The 16,194-nt window shown below is 61.0% G+C and carries 10 protein-coding genes; 6 read left to right on the forward strand and 4 right to left on the reverse strand.

The genetic code is table 11. From position 1 onward, the window contains the following. Nucleotides 1–3 precede the first annotated feature (3 nt). Both AC0J41_RS22375 and AC0J41_RS22380 read right to left on the reverse strand, forming a co-directional pair. Nucleotides 4–333: a PA4575 family protein gene (locus tag AC0J41_RS22375; protein WP_007963794.1), complete on the reverse strand. Its 330-nt coding sequence runs from the start codon at nucleotides 331–333 to the stop codon at nucleotides 4–6. 310 nt (nucleotides 334–643) lie between these two features. Next, the gene (locus AC0J41_RS22380; RefSeq protein WP_025108776.1) at nucleotides 644–3,082 is read right to left on the reverse strand and encodes a Lon protease family protein; all 2,439 of its coding nucleotides are present in this window, start codon (nucleotides 3,080–3,082) and stop codon (nucleotides 644–646) included. A gap of 300 nt (nucleotides 3,083–3,382) precedes the next feature. Between AC0J41_RS22380 and AC0J41_RS22385 the strand changes: the two genes are divergently transcribed. The 4 genes from AC0J41_RS22385 (at nucleotide 3,383) to AC0J41_RS22400 (ending at nucleotide 6,961) form a co-directional block, all read left to right on the forward strand. Next, entirely contained in the window at nucleotides 3,383–3,871 is a 489-nt protein-coding gene (locus tag AC0J41_RS22385) for a DUF3015 domain-containing protein (RefSeq protein ID WP_025108775.1), read from the forward strand. 96 nt (nucleotides 3,872–3,967) lie between these two features. Next, on the forward strand, nucleotides 3,968–5,821 hold the full coding sequence (locus AC0J41_RS22390) for an Lnb N-terminal periplasmic domain-containing protein (protein WP_473013632.1): 1,854 nt from the start codon (nucleotides 3,968–3,970) through the stop codon (nucleotides 5,819–5,821). A gap of 218 nt (nucleotides 5,822–6,039) precedes the next feature. Further along, nucleotides 6,040–6,396, forward strand: a complete 357-nt coding sequence (locus AC0J41_RS22395; RefSeq protein ID WP_025108773.1) for a hypothetical protein — start codon at nucleotides 6,040–6,042, stop codon at nucleotides 6,394–6,396. 70 nt (nucleotides 6,397–6,466) lie between these two features. Continuing rightward, a complete protein-coding gene (locus tag AC0J41_RS22400) occupies nucleotides 6,467–6,961 on the forward strand; it encodes a GreA/GreB family elongation factor (RefSeq protein WP_025108772.1) in 495 nt (164 codons plus the stop codon). Here the strand turns inward: AC0J41_RS22400 and gdhA are convergent. Both gdhA and ettA read right to left on the reverse strand, forming a co-directional pair. Continuing rightward, nucleotides 6,958–8,295 carry an NADP-specific glutamate dehydrogenase gene (gene gdhA / locus AC0J41_RS22405; protein ID WP_025108771.1) on the reverse strand — a complete coding sequence of 446 codons (1,338 nt, stop codon included), beginning with the start codon at nucleotides 8,293–8,295 and terminating at the stop codon, nucleotides 6,958–6,960. The two genes, AC0J41_RS22400 and gdhA, sit on opposite strands and share 4 nt — an antisense overlap. A gap of 347 nt (nucleotides 8,296–8,642) precedes the next feature. Then, nucleotides 8,643–10,307 (reverse strand): energy-dependent translational throttle protein EttA, encoded by a 1,665-nt coding sequence (gene ettA / locus AC0J41_RS22410; protein WP_025108770.1) that lies wholly within the window; start codon nucleotides 10,305–10,307, stop codon nucleotides 8,643–8,645. 286 nt (nucleotides 10,308–10,593) lie between these two features. On the opposite strand from ettA, the gene morA reads away from it, so the two are divergent. Together morA and glyA are read left to right on the forward strand one after the other, a co-directional pair. Then, entirely contained in the window at nucleotides 10,594–14,442 is a 3,849-nt protein-coding gene (gene morA, locus AC0J41_RS22415) for a cyclic di-GMP receptor MorA (protein WP_473013633.1), read from the forward strand. A gap of 426 nt (nucleotides 14,443–14,868) precedes the next feature. After that, nucleotides 14,869–16,122: a serine hydroxymethyltransferase gene (gene glyA / locus AC0J41_RS22420; RefSeq protein WP_007963781.1), complete on the forward strand. Its 1,254-nt coding sequence runs from the start codon at nucleotides 14,869–14,871 to the stop codon at nucleotides 16,120–16,122. The last annotated feature ends 72 nt before the right edge of the window (nucleotides 16,123–16,194 follow it).

A 16,194-nucleotide genomic window follows, 5' to 3' on the forward strand; every position in this document is an offset into this window, starting at 1 on the left:
CGCCTAATGGTCGAACACGCCGACCGTACGCCCACGCCCACCGTTGATCTGGCGCAGTTGTGCCTGCAGGTGCAGGCTCCAGATCTGCGGGTCGTCGGCCAGTTCATAGCCGTGCATCGTCAGGCTTTCAACAATGGTGTCCAGAATGGACTCGGCGGCGACCGGCCCGTGAAACGGGCCCTGGGCCTTGATGGCGGAAGGTTGTTCACCGGCCATGCCGGCGGCGAAGAGCAAGGTCCACATGCCGTTATCGCCGGCCAACGGCTTGATGGCGCATTCGATGCGGGTCACAAGACCCAGGCATTGACGGGTGAGGCAGAGGTTGCGCGACATGGCGGCGACCCTCGGTAAAGCCTGTATTCAGCCTTCACGCGAAGGCTGTTTCGATCCAGTGATACTGTCGATGTCCTTGAGCTGAGAATAGAAGAAAAGTCTGCCGCGCAAGCCGGATAGAACCAGAAGGCGCCGAATGGTCACTGTGTGAATATTGGCGTCAGAGTAGTGGCACTTTTCCTGAAGATCACCGCAAAAACACATGTAGGAGTGAGCCTGCTCGCGATAGCGGTGTATCAGACAAAGCAACAGTGACTGATGAATTGCCATCGCGAGCAGGCTCACTCCTACAGTTTGCCCGGGTTAAGGCTTACGCCGGTTTGGCTTCGGCCAAGGCTTCCTGGGCTGCTTCCTTCTCGGCCTCTTTGAGGTCTTCTTCGCTGATCATTTCGGCAATCACCCGCAGGCGCTCGACCACCCGCGCGTTGACGCTGCCCTCCGGGAACTGGCCTTCGGCATCCGGCTCACCGGCCGGCTCGCCCACCAACAGGCTCAGCGCTTCATCGGCCTGACGCACTGCGTACACGTGGAACTGCCCGGCACGCACCGCCGCCAGCACCTTCTCGTCGAGCATCAGCGTGGCGACGTTGGCCTGCGGAATGATCGCACCCTGCTCGCCGGTCAGCCCGCGCGCTTCGCAGAGGCGGAAGAAACCTTCGATCTTCTCGTTGACCCCGCCGACCGCCTGCACTTCACCGAACTGGTTGATCGAACCCGTGATCGCGAAGCACTGCTTGAGCGGAGTTTTCGACAGCGCCGAAATCAGCGTGCAGGCCTCGCCCAGCGAAGCACTGTCGCCATCGACGTAACCGTAGGATTGCTCCAGCGCGATGCTCGCGGAAATCGCCAGCGGGAATTCCTGGGCGTATCGGCTGCCCAAATACCCGGTGAGGATCATCACGCCCTTGGAGTGGATCGGCTGACCGAGGTTGACCTCACGCTCGATGTCGACGATGCCGCTGCCGCCCGGGTACACCGTAGCGGAAATCCGCGCCGGTACACCGAACGCCGAATCACCGACTTCGAGTACGGTCAGGCCGTTGCACTTGCCGACCGCTGCGCCGTCGGTGTCGATCAGGATGATCCCGGCGAGCATGTCGTCGAGAATCCGCGCCGATACACGGCCAGTGCGAGTGGCCTTGGCTTTCAGCGCGCGTTCGATGTGCCCGGCGTCGGTCATATCATCGCCGGCCAGATGCCGGATGAAATCCGCTTCGCTGACCAGTTGGAACAAATCACCAATACGCGCCGACAAACGCCCCTGATGCTCGGCCAGCCGTGCGCTGTAGGTCGCCAGGCGCGCCACCGCATCGGCGGTCAGCGGCGCCATGCCTTCTTCCGAAGTGCGGGTCTTCAGCAACTGGGCGAACTGCTCCAGGCTTTCGTCGACCATCGGAATGTCTTCGTCGAAGTCGACCAGCACCCGGAACATTTCCTGGAAGTCCGGATCCAGGTCCTGCAGCGTGTAATACAACTGCCGCGCACCGATGATCACCACTTTGACCTGCAGCGGAATGTGCTGCGGGTTGAGGGTCACCGTGGCGAAACGGCCCATTTCGCCCAGCGGCGATTCCATTTTCAGCTTGCGCGATTGCAGGGCGCGCTTAAGCGCGTCCCACACGAACGGTTCGCTGAGCATTTTTTCCGCTTCAAGAATCAGGAACCCGCCGTTGGCGCGATGCAGCGCACCCGGGCGCAACTGCCGATAGGTCGTGTAGAGCGCACCCTGATCGGTGGTGTATTCGATGCGGCCGAACAGGTTTTCGTAGGTCGGGTGCGGCTCGAACACCACCGGCGCGCCACCGCTGGCCGGATGACCGACCACCAGGCTCGGCGCGTATTGCTCTTCCAGCAGCTTGCGCGCTACGGCGTCGGTCTTGCTGTCGTCGACCAGTTGCTCGACCACGGTTTTCAACAGGTACACCTGCATCGCTTGCAGGTAACCGCAGACGGCGGCGTTCTCCGCGTACTTCTCGGACAGCGGCGACAGCAGCGGCTGCAAGGCCAGGGTGATGGTTTCTTCGTTGAGCTGACGCAACTGATTGTTCGACTCGCGCTTCCACTGCGGCAGGCTTGCGAGTTCTTCGTTCAGCCGTTCTTCGAGACCGGAAATGTCCTCGTGAAAACGCTCGCGTTCGGCTTCAGGCAATTGCGAAAACTCGGCTTCATCCAGCGCCTTGCCTTCGAGCATCGGGGTAAAGGCGATGTTGCTGCTGTCGCGGTACAGGGCGACGTCTTTTTCCAGCGCCAGACGTTCGATGACGTCCAGTGCCTTGTCGTAGCGCTGGTTGAAGGCGCGGTCGATGGCGCTTTTTTTCTGCTGGTAGGACGGGTGCTCGAACACCGCCGGAAAAGTCGCCAGCAGGTTGTCGATCAAGCCGTTGATGTCGCCGATGAACGCGCCGGCCGTGCCCGAAGGCAGTTCCAGTGCGCGGGGTTCGCGCGGTTCATCGAAGTTGTTGACGTAGACCCAGTCCGCCGGGGTCTGCAGGCGTTTGCCTTCGGCCTTCAGATAGCGTTTGACGAACGAGAAGCGACCGGTGCCGGGTTCGCCCATGACAAAGACGTTGTAACCGGGGCGTGGCATGGCCACACCGAACTGCAAGGCTTCGACCGCACGTTCCTGGCCAAGCACACCGCGAAAGGGCTCCAGATCATTGGTGGTAGTGAAGCTGAACTGTTCAGCGGAAAACGGACGGGTCAGCGCTTCGGGCGCAAGACGCAAGCTGGCAGCAACAGGATCAGGCATCGGGCTTCCTTAACAATCAGGCGGGGCAGATAGCGGCATTCTGGCGCTGCCCGTGCCCCACTGGCAAGGCGCGCCATGCGACAAAGCATAGACAAGCGCCCTGTCGCACAGCCGCCCCCGTGAAACCGGGAGTCTCAACGAATAATCAGCAAAAAATCACGGAACCACGGGAACGTGCCTAAACTCCAAACTGCGCGGCTGGAACTAATAACCGGCCCACTGGCTTCGAAAGGGTCTGTCTAGGCAGCACTTGGGGGCCAGAACCCTGTCCATTGGTATGCACACAAAGAGAACAAAGCTATGAAACGGATTCTTCTCGGTACTCTCTTCACCGTTGTTTCCCTCAATGCCATGGCTCAAGCGCCAGGCGGTCCGGATTGCGGTTGGGGCAACATGCTGTTCGAAGGTCAGCGTGGCACCCCGGCACACTTCCTGGCATCCACCACCAACGGCACTTCCGGTAACGCCACGTTCGGTATGACTTCCGGCACCAACGGTTGCTCGACCAACGCGTCGCTGACTTACGGCGGTAAATCCTGGTTCGCCATGAATGGCATGATGAACGAGCTGTCCGAAGACATGGCAAAAGGCAACGGCGAAGCGCTGACGACTTATGCCGTGGTACTGGGCGTGGCGCCGGAAGACCGTGCGCATTTCGCTGCCGTCACTCACGAGCACTTCCAGCAGATCTTCAGCAAGGCTGACGTGACCGCCGAAGACGTGCATACCAACACCCTGGCTGTACTGAAAGCAGATCCTCGTCTGGCCAAGTACGCGACTCAGGCTTAAGCTCGACCCCCGCCCGCTTCTTTCGGGAAGCGGGTTTTATTTTTTCGGCCCGTCCCTCCCTGGGTCTTTATTTCTGTCCTGTTCAAGTTGCCGACTATGCTCAAACGCCTTGCCTGGCTGGCGCTCTGTGTCTGCGCCCCGCTGTCCGCCGCGCCTCACGTCGACCCTCAACGTTTGCAGCAACTGGCCAACGATCGCTTCTGGATTTCCCTCGGCCACTACGAAACCGCCAAGCTCGGTGGCTGGCGCAGCTATGTCAGCGACAAGAAGTTCTTCCTCGCCCCCGACGGCAATGAACACCCCGACCATGAACTGGCCGCCACCGTGCAAGCGCTGTACGCCCCGGCCAGCCTCGGCGAACGACACGCACAATGCGTCTATCCGGCGCGCACGCGCTGGCTGAAAGCTCAGCTCAACCTCAGTGATCTGCCGACGCCCGATTGCGCCGAATTCAACAAATGGTTCAAGGACGTCTCGCCGCACAGCGCGGTGATGATCTTCCCGGCGGCTTACCTCAACAGCCCGTCGTCGATGTTCGGCCACACCCTGCTGCGTATCGATCAGGCTGACGTGCAGGCCGACAAGACCTCGCTGCTCAGCTACGCGATCAACTTCGGCGCCTACATCGAAGGCTCCGACAACAGCATCCTTTACGCCTGGAAAGGCTTGATGGGCGGCTACCCGGGGCTGTTCGCGCTGGTGCCGTATCAGGAAAAGCTCTCCGAGTACCGCAGCCTGGAGAACCGCGACCTGTGGGAATACCGGCTGAACCTGACGCAAGCAGAAACCGCGCGCATGGTCGAGCATGTATGGGAGTTGAAGCAGATCCAGTTCGACTATTTCTTCTTCGACGAAAACTGTTCGTATCGTCTGCTCGAACTGCTGCAAGTGGCGCGCCCGAGCCTGCGCCTGACCGAGCAATTCCCGCTGACCGCCATTCCCACCGACACGGTCAAAGCGGTGAAAGAAGCCGGGCTGGTGGAAAGTATCGAATACCGCCCGTCCCGCGAGCGTGAACTGCTCAGCCGCGCCGAGCCGTTGAGCAGCGACGAACAGCAATGGGTGCTGAAGGTCAGCGCCGATCAGCAGGTGCTGCAGGAGCCGACCTTCAAGGCCCTGCCTCGGGATCGCCAAGCGCTGATCATCGATGCCGCGTATCGCCTGGAGCGCTACCGCGCCAACGGTCAGGAACGTGATGCGCAACGGGCGCAGCGCAGCTTCGAACTGCTGCGGGCGATCAACAAGAACCCGGCACCGGAGTTGCAGATTCCCCAACCGGGCCTGCCGGAAGACGGCCACGAATCGCGCACCTGGCAGGCCGGCGTCGGCACCCGGGGCGATCGCGCCTTTGGCGAGTACGGCTTGCGCATGGCCTATCACGACCTCAACGACAACGCCGAAAGTTTCCCCCTCGGCGCACAGATTGAAATCCTGCAGATGAAGCTGCGTCAGTACGAAGGCAACCAGTGGCAGTTCCAGCAACTGGACCTGGCGACCATCCGTTCGCTGACCCCACGCAATGAGTTGCTGCAGCCACTGTCATGGCAAGTCACCGGTGGTCTTGAGCGCGTGCCGGGCAAGCACGATGACGAAACCCTGGTCAGCCACGTCAACGGTGGCGGTGGCGGCACCTGGCAACTGGGCGAAGACACGCTCGGTTTTGCCCTCGGCACTGTGCGCATCGAGCACAACAATGACTTCGCCGGGTTCGTCGCTCCGGCCGGCGGCTTCAACACCGGCGTGCTGTGGAAAAACCCGCTGGGCAATCTCAGCGTCGAGGCCAAGGGCGATTACTTCACCAACGGCGAAGTGCGCCGCAGCCTGAGCCTGAACCAGCAATGGGCGTTGTCGCGCAATCTGGGTTTGCGCCTGAGTGCGCAGCGTGAATTCAGTCATGTGGCGACCCCGGAAACCGAGGTAATGCTCGAAGTGAAGTGGTATCACTACTGATCTGAAGCCCAATCAGTAACCCTTGTGGGAGCGGGCTTGCTCGCGAAGGCGTCGTGTCAGGCGATTCAAATGTTCCCTGACACACTGCTTTCGCGAGCAAGCCCGCTCCCACAGGGGGCTCCGGTGTTCAACGAATTACTCACATGTCTTTCACCAACGCCCGACGAATCCGCTTCTAGACTTTCCCTATCAGCCGAGAGTCGGCGCGGGAGAGTGCGATGTGGCGGTGTGCGGGGCTGTTGGGTGTTTTGCTGTTTCTCGGGGGTTGCCAGACCACCCACGAAGACTTGATCGCCAAAGGTTATCCACCGGCCTTCGCCGACGGCTTTGACGATGGCTGCATCAGCGGACGACAGGCTGCCGGCTCGATCAGTGGCGAGTTTCGCAAGAACGTGCCGCGCTATCTCAAGGACAAGCAATACGCCGAAGGCTGGACCGACGGCTTCCGCCAGTGTCAGGCGATGCTGGAGAACAAGGATCGTGAAGCGTATCGCAACGAACACTGGGACGAACGCGAGCGCGCCTGGCAGCAGCAGAAAGATCAGGACGCCGGGCGGGCTTATCGCTCGCAATAGGTCGCTTCCAGACATCCAGTGAAACCAAACGTCGGCGACCATGGACCAATTCCTATAACAGGAGGACACCATGAGCCGCGCTTTCGTCAACGAAGACAACGCCGCTGCGCAAGCCGATCAGCCCGTCGAACGGCAGGTCAGCGCGCAGCCCAATTACGTCACACCGCAAGGATTGGCGCAGCTGCAGGCCAAGGTCGCCGAACTGCAAAGCCTGCACGCCGAGCAGTCGGCCAACGGCGAACAGGCCGACAAGCAACGGCTGGCAGATCTGGAACGGGATCTGCGCTATTTCAATCAGCGCCTCAGTAGCGCACAGGTCGCCGCGCCTGCGTCATCCACCGACAAGGTGCAGATCGGCAGCTGGGTGACCTACGCCGACGAACACAGCACCGAGCGTCGGGTGCAACTGGTCGGCGAAGATCAGGCCGACGCCAGCCAAGGCCTGATCAACTGGGGCTCGCCGCTGGGCCGGGCGCTGCTGGGGGCCCGGCTCAATGACGAAGTGTTGTGGCAACGCCCCGCCGGCGATCAGGTGATTGAAGTGATTCGCATCGAACCGGCCTAGACCACACCCTGAGCGAGCATCGCATCGGCCACTTTGACGAAGCCGGCGATGTTCGCACCTTTGACGTAGTTGATCCGCCCGTTCTCTTCGCCGTAATGCACGCAGGCGTGGTGGATCGACTGCATGATCGCGTGCAGCTTGCTGTCCACCTCCCCCGCCGTCCACAGCAGGCGCATGGCGTTCTGCGACATCTCCAGACCGCTCACCGCCACCCCGCCGGCATTCGATGCCTTGCCCGGGGCGAACAGAATGCCAGCGTCGATGAAGATATCCACAGCCTCCAGCGTGGTTGGCATGTTCGCGCCTTCGGCGACGCACACGCAGCCGTTGCGCAGCAGGGTGCGCGCGGCGTCGGCGTCGAGTTCGTTCTGAGTGGCGCATGGCAGCGCGATGTCGCACGGCAGCGACCACGGCAACTGCCCCGCGCGGAACTCCAGACCGAACGCCGCGGCCAACTCGCTGATGCGTCCACGCTTGACGTTCTTCAACTCCAGCAACGCCAGCCATTGCTCTTCGCTCAGGCCGGACTCGCAGTAAAGCGTGCCTTCGGAGTCGGACAGCGAAATCACCTTGCCGCCGAGGTCCATGACCTTGCGCGCCGCGTACTGAGCGACGTTACCGGACCCGGATATCGCCACACGCTTGCCTTCGACGGTCTGTTCGCGGCGCTTGAGCATTTCTTCAGCGAAATACACGCAGCCAAAACCGGTAGCTTCCGGACGAATCAGGCTGCCGCCATAGGTCATGCCCTTGCCGGTCAGGACGCTGGTGAACTGGTTGCTCAGGCGTTTGTACTGGCCGAACAGGAAACCGATCTCCCGCGCACCGACACCGATATCGCCGGCCGGCACGTCGACGTCGGCACCGATGTGCCGGTACAGCTCGCTCATGAAGGCCTGGCAGAAACGCATGACTTCGGCGTCGCTCTTGCCCTTCGGATCGAAGTCCGAGCCACCCTTGCCGCCGCCCATGGGCAGCGAGGTCAGGGAGTTTTTGAAGGTCTGCTCGAAAGCCAGAAACTTCAGCACGCCCAGGTTCACCGAAGGATGGAAGCGCAAGCCGCCCTTGTACGGACCGATGGCGCTGTTCATCTGGATGCGGAACCCGCGATTGACCTGAACCTTGCCCTGATCGTCGACCCACGACACGCGGAACACCACCGCCCGCTCCGGCTCGCAGATGCGCTCCAGAATCCCTGAAGTCAGGTAATGCGGATTGGCTTCGAGAAACGGCCACAGGCTGCGCAGAACTTCTTCGACGGCCTGGTGGAATTCGGGTTGATCCGGGTCGCGTTTTTTCAGCCGGGCGAGGAAGGATTCGACGGATTCGATCATGGGAAAAGTCTCGGCAAATTTATTGTCGTTGGAAGAGATTGAGCCGGACTGTAACAAACGAATTGCGCACAGGAACAGCGCAAAATGTCGCAGTTATGAAATTAAATGGTGCACAGGATATAAATCCCGACCATTTTTCGGGATTTTTTGCACCTGAACAGGGAGTGCAGATCCAAGGCTTGCACCAACAGTTACACCACTATCGCGAGCAGGCTCACGCCTACACAGGGGAGCATTTCAAATGTGGGAGCGGGCTTGCTCGCGAAGGCCGCACCTCGGTCTTCCTGAAAAAAACGCAAAAAAAAACGGAGCCCGAAGGCTCCGTTTTTTCATGCCACCAGCCCGAATCAGGCCAGTTTCTTGTGGCGTACCCGGTGTGGCTGGGCAGCCGCTTCGCCAAGGCGTTTTTTGCGGTCGGCTTCGTACTCGGTGTAGTTGCCTTCGAAGAACACGGCTTGCGAGTCGTCTTCGTACGCCAGGATGTGAGTCGCGACGCGGTCCAGGAACCAGCGATCGTGAGAGATCACAATGGCAGCGCCCGGGAAGTCCAGCAGGGCTTCTTCCAGGGAACGCAGGGTCTCAACGTCGAGGTCGTTGGACGGTTCGTCGAGCAGCAGGACGTTACCGCCCTCCTTCAAGGTCAGCGCCAGGTGCAGACGACCGCGCTCACCACCGGACAGGTCCTTGACGAACTTCTGCTGATCGCCGCCCTTGAAGTTGAAGCGACCGACGTAGGTACGCGACGGAATCTCGTAGTTGCCAATGCGGATCTGGTCCGAACCGTCGGAGATCTGCTGGAACACCGTCTTGCTGCCGTCGAGGTCTTCGCGGCTCTGGTCAACGCAGGCCAGTTGCACGGTTTCGCCGACTTCGATGCTGCCCGAATCCGGCGTTTCCTTGCCCATCAGCATGCGGAACAGGGTCGACTTACCGGCACCGTTACCACCGATCACGCCAACGATGGCGCCTTTAGGCATGGAGAACGACAGGTTGTCGATCAGTACGCGATCGCCGTAGCCCTTGGTGACGTTCTTGAACTCGATGACCTTGTCGCCCAGGCGAGGACCGGCCGGGATGTAGATCTCGTTGGTTTCGCTGCGCTTCTGGAATTCCTGCGACTGCATTTCTTCGAAGCGTTGCAGACGTGCCTTGGATTTCGACTGGCGGGCCTTAGCGCCTTTGCGCACCCACTCCAGTTCTTCCTTCATGGCTTTTTCGTGAGCCGACTGCTGCTTGGATTCAGCAGCCAGACGGTCGGATTTGGCTTCCAGCCAACCCGAGTAGTTGCCTTCATAAGGAATGCCCGCGCCGCGGTCGAGTTCCAGAATCCAGCCTGCAACGTTGTCCAGGAAGTAACGGTCGTGCGTGATCGCGACCACAGTGCCCGGGAAGTCATGCAGGAAGTGCTCAAGCCATGCAACGGAGTCGGCATCCAGGTGGTTGGTCGGCTCATCGAGCAGCAGCATGTCCGGGGCGGACAGCAGCAGACGGCACAGGGCCACACGACGTTTCTCACCACCGGACAGGTGTTCGACCTTGGCGTCCCAGGCCGGCAGACGCAGGGCGTCGGCCGCGACTTCCAGTTGACGCTCCAGGTTGTGACCATCGCTGGCCTGCAGGATCGCTTCGAGCTTGGCCTGTTCGGCAGCCAGCTTGTCGAAGTCGGCATCCGGGTCGGCGTAAGCGGCGTAGACCTCGTCCAGACGCGCTTGCGCATCCTTGATCACGCTGACTGCTTCCTCGACCACTTCACGCACGGTCTTGGTCGGATCAAGTTGTGGCTCTTGCGGCAGATAACCGATGTTCAGGTCCGGCATCGGACGGGCTTCGCCCTCGAACTCGGTGTCGACGCCGGCCATGATTTTCAGCAGCGTGGACTTACCCGAACCGTTGAGGCCGAGTACGCCGATCTTGGCGCCGGGGAAGAACGACAGCGAAATGTTTTTCAGGATTTCCCGCTTCGGCGGAACAACTTTGCCCAGCCGATGCATGGTGAATACGTATTGAGCCATGGAGAACCTTGGGTCAGTGACAGATGAATGATTGGAGCGCAGGCGATGCCCGGCCAGACCATGCGCGTCGTTCACTTAATGGTGATCAATGCGTGCGCGCTGAAAAAAGTCTGATTCTAGGAGCTGGAACGCTCCCGCGTAACCGGCAAAGCTACCTGAATGACCGGTGGCAGTCCAGCCGAGTGGGGCTGGCACTTCGCCACAACTCAAGGCATGCTAGCCGCCCTTCGGGCGTCCGGCTTATAGTGCACGTCGCGCCAGTCCAGCCAAACCGCAGGATTACAGCTTGTCCAATGTCACTCCGCCAGCCTCTGTGAGCAGCACCCAACCGGCGCCCGGCTCGCCCCTGCGCGGAACATTGAAAGGCGCACTGGCGACCCTCGTGCTGTTGTTGCTGGCACTGCTGTTCTGGCAACTGCTCGATCAACTGCGCGAAACCCAGAAAAACCAGCGCCAGTACACCATCGACTACACCGCCGACCTCGCCTCGCAGGTCAGCCTGAACATGTCGCTGAATGCGCAAATCGCCCTCAACCTGCTACCGATCGTCGAACAGCCACAATCGTCCGACGAACAGCAGGCACTGCTGCGCAAGCTCCAACAATCGCTGCCGGACCTGCGCAGCCTGGCCCTGCTCAGCCCCTCCGGGAAAATCATCAGCGACAGTGCCGGTGACAGCCACGACGCCGACTACCTCAGCGAACTGGTTCGCCGCAGCCGCGCCCAGGCGCATTACTTCAGCAACGCCGACGACGGTTCGGTGGTGCATCTGTTATTGCATCAGGCCAGTGGCAACACGCGCGGCTACTGGGCGTTGCGCCTGACCCCGACCTTCTTCGACTCACTGACCAAACAGGGCGAAACCGGCATCCGCCCGTTGTGGCTGGTGGAAAACCGCCTCAACCATCAGATCATCAGTCGCGACGAAGCACTGCCTGCGGCCAGGCCTGGCGTGCTGAGCCCGGACGACATGGCCAACACCGTGCTGACCGTGCCCCTGAGCAGCAGCGACTGGCAGTTGCGCGGGTTGTTCGACCGCCAGCGCGTACTCGAAGAACTGCTGCCGGCGTTCATCGGCAAATGTTTGCTGGGCCTGGCGTTCTCGTTGCTGCCGGTGATCGCCCTGCTCAACATGCGCCGCCGTCAGCGTCAGTTGCATGAAGGCCGCCGGCGCTATCAGGATATTTTCGAAGGCACCGGCGTGGCGTTGTGCGTGCTCGACCTGTCCGGCCTCAAGCAGGTGTTCGACAAGGCGCAGATCCAGACCAGCGACCAGCTCAAGGCCTGGCTCGACCAATCGGCCCAGCGCCAGCAACTGCTGCAAGAGCTGCGCGTCACCGAGGTCAACCAGGTGGCGCTGCAACTGCTCAACGTCAATTCCTGCGAGCACGCCTGGCAACTGCTGATCGACGGTCAACCGCACCACCAATGCGCTATCGGCAACCAGGTGCTCGACGCCGTTCTGCAGCAGCAAAAGCAGCTGGAACTGGAAATCAGGCTGCCAGACATCAACGGTCGCGACCAGCACCTGTGGCTGGTGCTGCGCCTGCCGCAGGAGCAGCACGACTACAAGGCTGTGATCCTCAGCATCAACGACATCACCAGCCGCAAGCTGATCGAGCTGTCGTTGCTGGAGCGCGAAGGCTTCTGGTCGGACGTGGTGCGTACCGTGCCGGATCATCTGTACGTGCAGGACGTGATCAGCCAGCGGATGATTTTCAGCAACCACCACTTGGGCCAGACCCTCGGTTACAACCGCACCGAACTGCACCAGATGGGCGAGTATTTCTGGGAAATCCTCCTGCACCCGGAAGACGCCGACTATTACCACCGCTCGCGGCAGATGCAGCGTCACGCCGGTTACAGCCAGTTGCTGCAATGCCAGCTGCGCTTCCGCCATCGCGACGGCAAGTGGCGGCGCTTCGACATCCGTGAGCAGGCGCTGGCCCGGGACAAGCACGATCAGGTCACGCGGATCATCGGCGTGGCCAAGGACATCACCGAGCAGATCGAAGCCAGCGAATCGCTGCGCGACAGTGAACAGCGCTACCGGATGCTCGCCGAAAGCATCAGCGACGTGATTTTCTCCACCGACAGCAAACTGTCGCTGAACTACGTCAGCCCGTCGGTGCAAGCGGTGCTGGGTTACGACGCCGAGTGGATTTTCCAGAATGGCTGGCAGTCGACCATCGCCAACCCGCAGCAGCTATCCGGCATCTACACCCTGATGGACCGGGTCAGCAAGGCACTGGACAAACCCGAGCAACTGGCCTTGTTGCGCAGTCAGGTACAGACACAACTGTTCCTGTTCGACTGCCTGCGCGCCGATGGCCGCAAGATCCCGATCGAGCTGCGTCTGGTGCTGGTGTGGGACGAGCACGGTGCGTTCGAAGGCGTGCTTGGCGTCGGTCGCGATATCAGCCAGCAGCGCCGTGCCGAGAAAGACCTGCGCATGGCCGCCACGGTTTTCGAGCACTCGACCTCGGCGATTCTGATCACCGACCCGGCCGGTTACATCGTCCAGGCCAACGAGGCGTTCAGTCGGGTCAGCGGTTACGCGGTGAGCGAAGTCCTCGACCAGTTACCGAACATGCTCACCGTCGACGAGCAACAGGACGCGCACCTGCGCTACGTGCTCAAGCAACTGCATCAGCACAGCACCTGGGAAGGCGAAGTCTGGCTCAAGCGGCGCAACGGCGAGCACTATCCGGCGTGGGTCGGCATCACCGCGGTGCTCGACGATGAAGGCGATCTGGCCAGTTACGTGTGCTTCTTCAGCGACATCAGCGAGCGCAAGGCCAGTGAGCAACGCATCCACCGCCTCGCCTACTACGACGCCCTGACCCACCTGCCGAACCGCACGCTGTTCCAGGATCGCCTGCACACTGCGCTGCAATCGGCCGAGCGGCAGAAGTCGTGGGTGGTACTGATGTTCCTCGATCTGGACCGTTTCAAACCGATCAACGACTCCCTCGGCCACGCCGCCGGCGACCGCATGCTCAAGGACATGGCCACGCGCCTGCTGGCCTGCGTCGACGATGACGACACCGTGGCGCGCATGGGCGGCGACGAGTTCACGCTGCTCCTGCAACACCGCTCCAGCCGCGAACTGGCGCTGAACCGGGCGATTCATGTGGCCGAGCAGATTCTCGCCAGCCTGGTCAAACCGTTCGTGCTCGAAGGCCGCGAGTTCTTCGTTACCGCCAGTATCGGCATCGCCTTGAGCCCTCAGGACGGCAACGAACTCAGCCAGTTGATGAAGAACGCCGACACCGCGATGTACCACGCCAAGGAGCGTGGCAAGAACAACTTCCAGTTCTATCAGGCCGACATGAACGCCAGTGCGCTGGAGCGTCTGGAGCTGGAAAGCGACTTGCGCCACGCGCTGGAGCAGAATGAATTCGTCCTGTACTACCAGCCGCAATTCAGCGGTGACGGCAAACGCCTGACCGGCGCCGAAGCGCTGCTTCGCTGGCGTCATCCGCGTCGCGGTTTGGTGCCGCCAGGGGATTTCATTCCGGTGCTGGAAGAACTCGGCCTGGTGGTGGATGTCGGCGACTGGGTGATCAGTGAAGCCTGCCGCCAGCTCAAGACCTGGCATCAGAACCGGGTGCGCGTTCCCAAGGTGTCGGTGAACATTTCGGCGCGGCAGTTCTCCGACGGTCAGCTCGGTACGCGCATCGCCACGATCCTCAAGGAAACCGGCCTGCCGCCGGCATGCCTGGAGCTGGAACTGACCGAAAGTATCCTGATGCGCGAAGTCAGCGAGGCGATGCAGATTCTCGCCGGGCTGAAGAACCTTGGCCTGAGCATCGCGGTTGATGACTTCGGCACCGGTTACTCGTCGCTGAACTACCTCAAGCAGTTCCCGATCGACGTGCTGAAAATCGACCGCACCTTCGTCGACGGCCTGCCGTCCGGCGAGCAGGACGCGCAGATCGCACGCGCGATCATCGCCATGGCCCACAGCCTGAACCTGGCGGTGATCGCCGAGGGCGTGGAAACCCATGAACAACTGGACTTCCTGCGCGAGCACGGTTGCGATGAGGTGCAGGGCTATCTGTTCGGCCGGCCGATGCCGGCGAGCCGGTTCGAGGCGCAGTTCAGCAATGATGCGCTGTTCATGTTCGACTGAGTTTTTGCGGTGCTGCCCATGACGCCTTCGCGAGCAAGCCCGCTCCCACCGTTGACCGCATCGCCCTGAAGAAACCAGGTAATCATGGGAGTGGCCTGCTTGCACAGTTGACCACATCTCTGCTGAAGAAACCGGGTTGAGTGTGGGAGCGGGCTTGCTCGCGAAAGGGCCGGCACCGACGCCTGAAGAATCTGCGGCGCTGCCATCGCCAGCAGGCTGGCTCCCACAAGGATTGATGCCGGTCAGGGAATTTGCAGGCTGTCGCGATTAATGTGGGAGCCAGCCTGCTGGCGATTGGGCCGGCAAAAGCACCGCACATCTGTCATGAACGCCACTTGTCTGCGACATGATGTCGTTTCATATGCCATCCAAAACCCATTGGGTTAGAATGCCCCCCTTTTCTGCCCCCGATCCTTGAGGACCGCCATGTTCAGCCGTGATTTGACTATTGCCAAGTACGACGCCGACCTTTTTGCCGCCATGGAGCAAGAAGCTCAGCGCCAGGAAGAACACATTGAGCTGATCGCTTCGGAAAACTACACCAGCCCAGCGGTGATGGAAGCTCAAGGCTCGGTCCTGACCAACAAATACGCCGAAGGTTACCCAGGCAAGCGCTACTACGGTGGTTGCGAGTACGTCGACGTTGTTGAGCAACTGGCCATCGACCGCGCCAAAGAGCTGTTCGGCGCCGATTACGCCAACGTTCAGCCGCACGCCGGTTCGCAAGCCAACGCCGCGGTTTACCTGGCTCTGCTGCAAGGTGGCGACACCATTCTGGGCATGAGCCTGGCCCACGGTGGTCACCTGACCCACGGCGCCAGCGTTTCGTCCTCCGGCAAGCTGTACAACGCCGTGCAGTACGGCATCGACGCCAACGGCCTGATCGACTACGACGAAGTCGAGCGTCTGGCGGTTGAACACAAGCCGAAAATGATCGTGGCCGGTTTCTCTGCCTACTCGCAGATCCTCGACTTCCCGCGCTTTCGCGCAATCGCTGACAAGGTTGGCGCCTACCTGTTCGTCGACATGGCCCACGTGGCCGGTCTGGTCGCCGCTGGCGTCTACCCGAACCCGGTGCCTTTCGCTGACGTGGTCACCACCACCACTCACAAAACCCTGCGCGGTCCACGTGGCGGCCTGATCCTGGCTCGCGCCAACGCCGAAATCGAGAAGAAGCTGAACTCCGCCGTATTCCCGGGCGCCCAGGGTGGCCCGCTGGAGCACGTGATCGCCGCTAAAGCGATCTGCTTCAAGGAAGCGCTGCAGCCTGAATTCAAGGCCTACCAGGAACAAGTGGTGAAGAATGCCCAGGCCATGGCCGAAGTGTTCATCGAGCGCGGTTTCGACGTGGTGTCCGGTGGTACCAAGAACCACCTGTTCCTGCTGTCGCTGATCAAGCAGGACATCTCCGGTAAAGACGCCGACGCCGCGCTGGGCAAAGCGTTCATCACCGTGAACAAGAACTCCGTGCCTAACGATCCACGCTCGCCGTTCGTCACCTCCGGCCTGCGCTTCGGTACCCCGGCTGTAACCACTCGCGGCTTCAAGCAAGCAGAGTGCAAAGAGCTGGCTGGCTGGATCTGCGACATCCTGGCTGACCTGAACAACGAAGCGGTGATCGACGCCGTTCGTGAGAAAGTCAAAGCCATCTGCAAGAAACTGCCGGTCTACGGCGCTTAATTGCGACGCTAAAACCGCAGCATGAAAAACCGGCCAGTGATGGCCGGTTTTTTTTCGCCTGCAGGAATACGA

Source organism: Pseudomonas sp. Arb-4-2C (assembly GCF_055755015.1).

Excerpts from the sequence above, each read along its gene's own strand:
- AC0J41_RS22375 (WP_007963794.1), bottom strand. The coding sequence starts at position 333 with ATGTCGCGCAACCTCTGCCTCACCCGTCAATGCCTGGGTCTTGTGACC.
- AC0J41_RS22385 (WP_025108775.1), top strand. The coding sequence starts at position 3,383 with ATGAAACGGATTCTTCTCGGTACTCTCTTCACCGTTGTTTCCCTCAAT.
- ettA (WP_025108770.1), bottom strand. The coding sequence starts at position 10,307 with ATGGCTCAATACGTATTCACCATGCATCGGCTGGGCAAAGTTGTTCCG.
- AC0J41_RS22380 (WP_025108776.1), bottom strand. The coding sequence starts at position 3,082 with ATGCCTGATCCTGTTGCTGCCAGCTTGCGTCTTGCGCCCGAAGCGCTG.
- gdhA (WP_025108771.1), bottom strand. The coding sequence starts at position 8,295 with ATGATCGAATCCGTCGAATCCTTCCTCGCCCGGCTGAAAAAACGCGAC.
- AC0J41_RS22400 (WP_025108772.1), top strand. The coding sequence starts at position 6,467 with ATGAGCCGCGCTTTCGTCAACGAAGACAACGCCGCTGCGCAAGCCGAT.
- AC0J41_RS22390 (WP_473013632.1), top strand. The coding sequence starts at position 3,968 with ATGCTCAAACGCCTTGCCTGGCTGGCGCTCTGTGTCTGCGCCCCGCTG.
- AC0J41_RS22395 (WP_025108773.1), top strand. The coding sequence starts at position 6,040 with ATGTGGCGGTGTGCGGGGCTGTTGGGTGTTTTGCTGTTTCTCGGGGGT.
- glyA (WP_007963781.1), top strand. The coding sequence starts at position 14,869 with ATGTTCAGCCGTGATTTGACTATTGCCAAGTACGACGCCGACCTTTTT.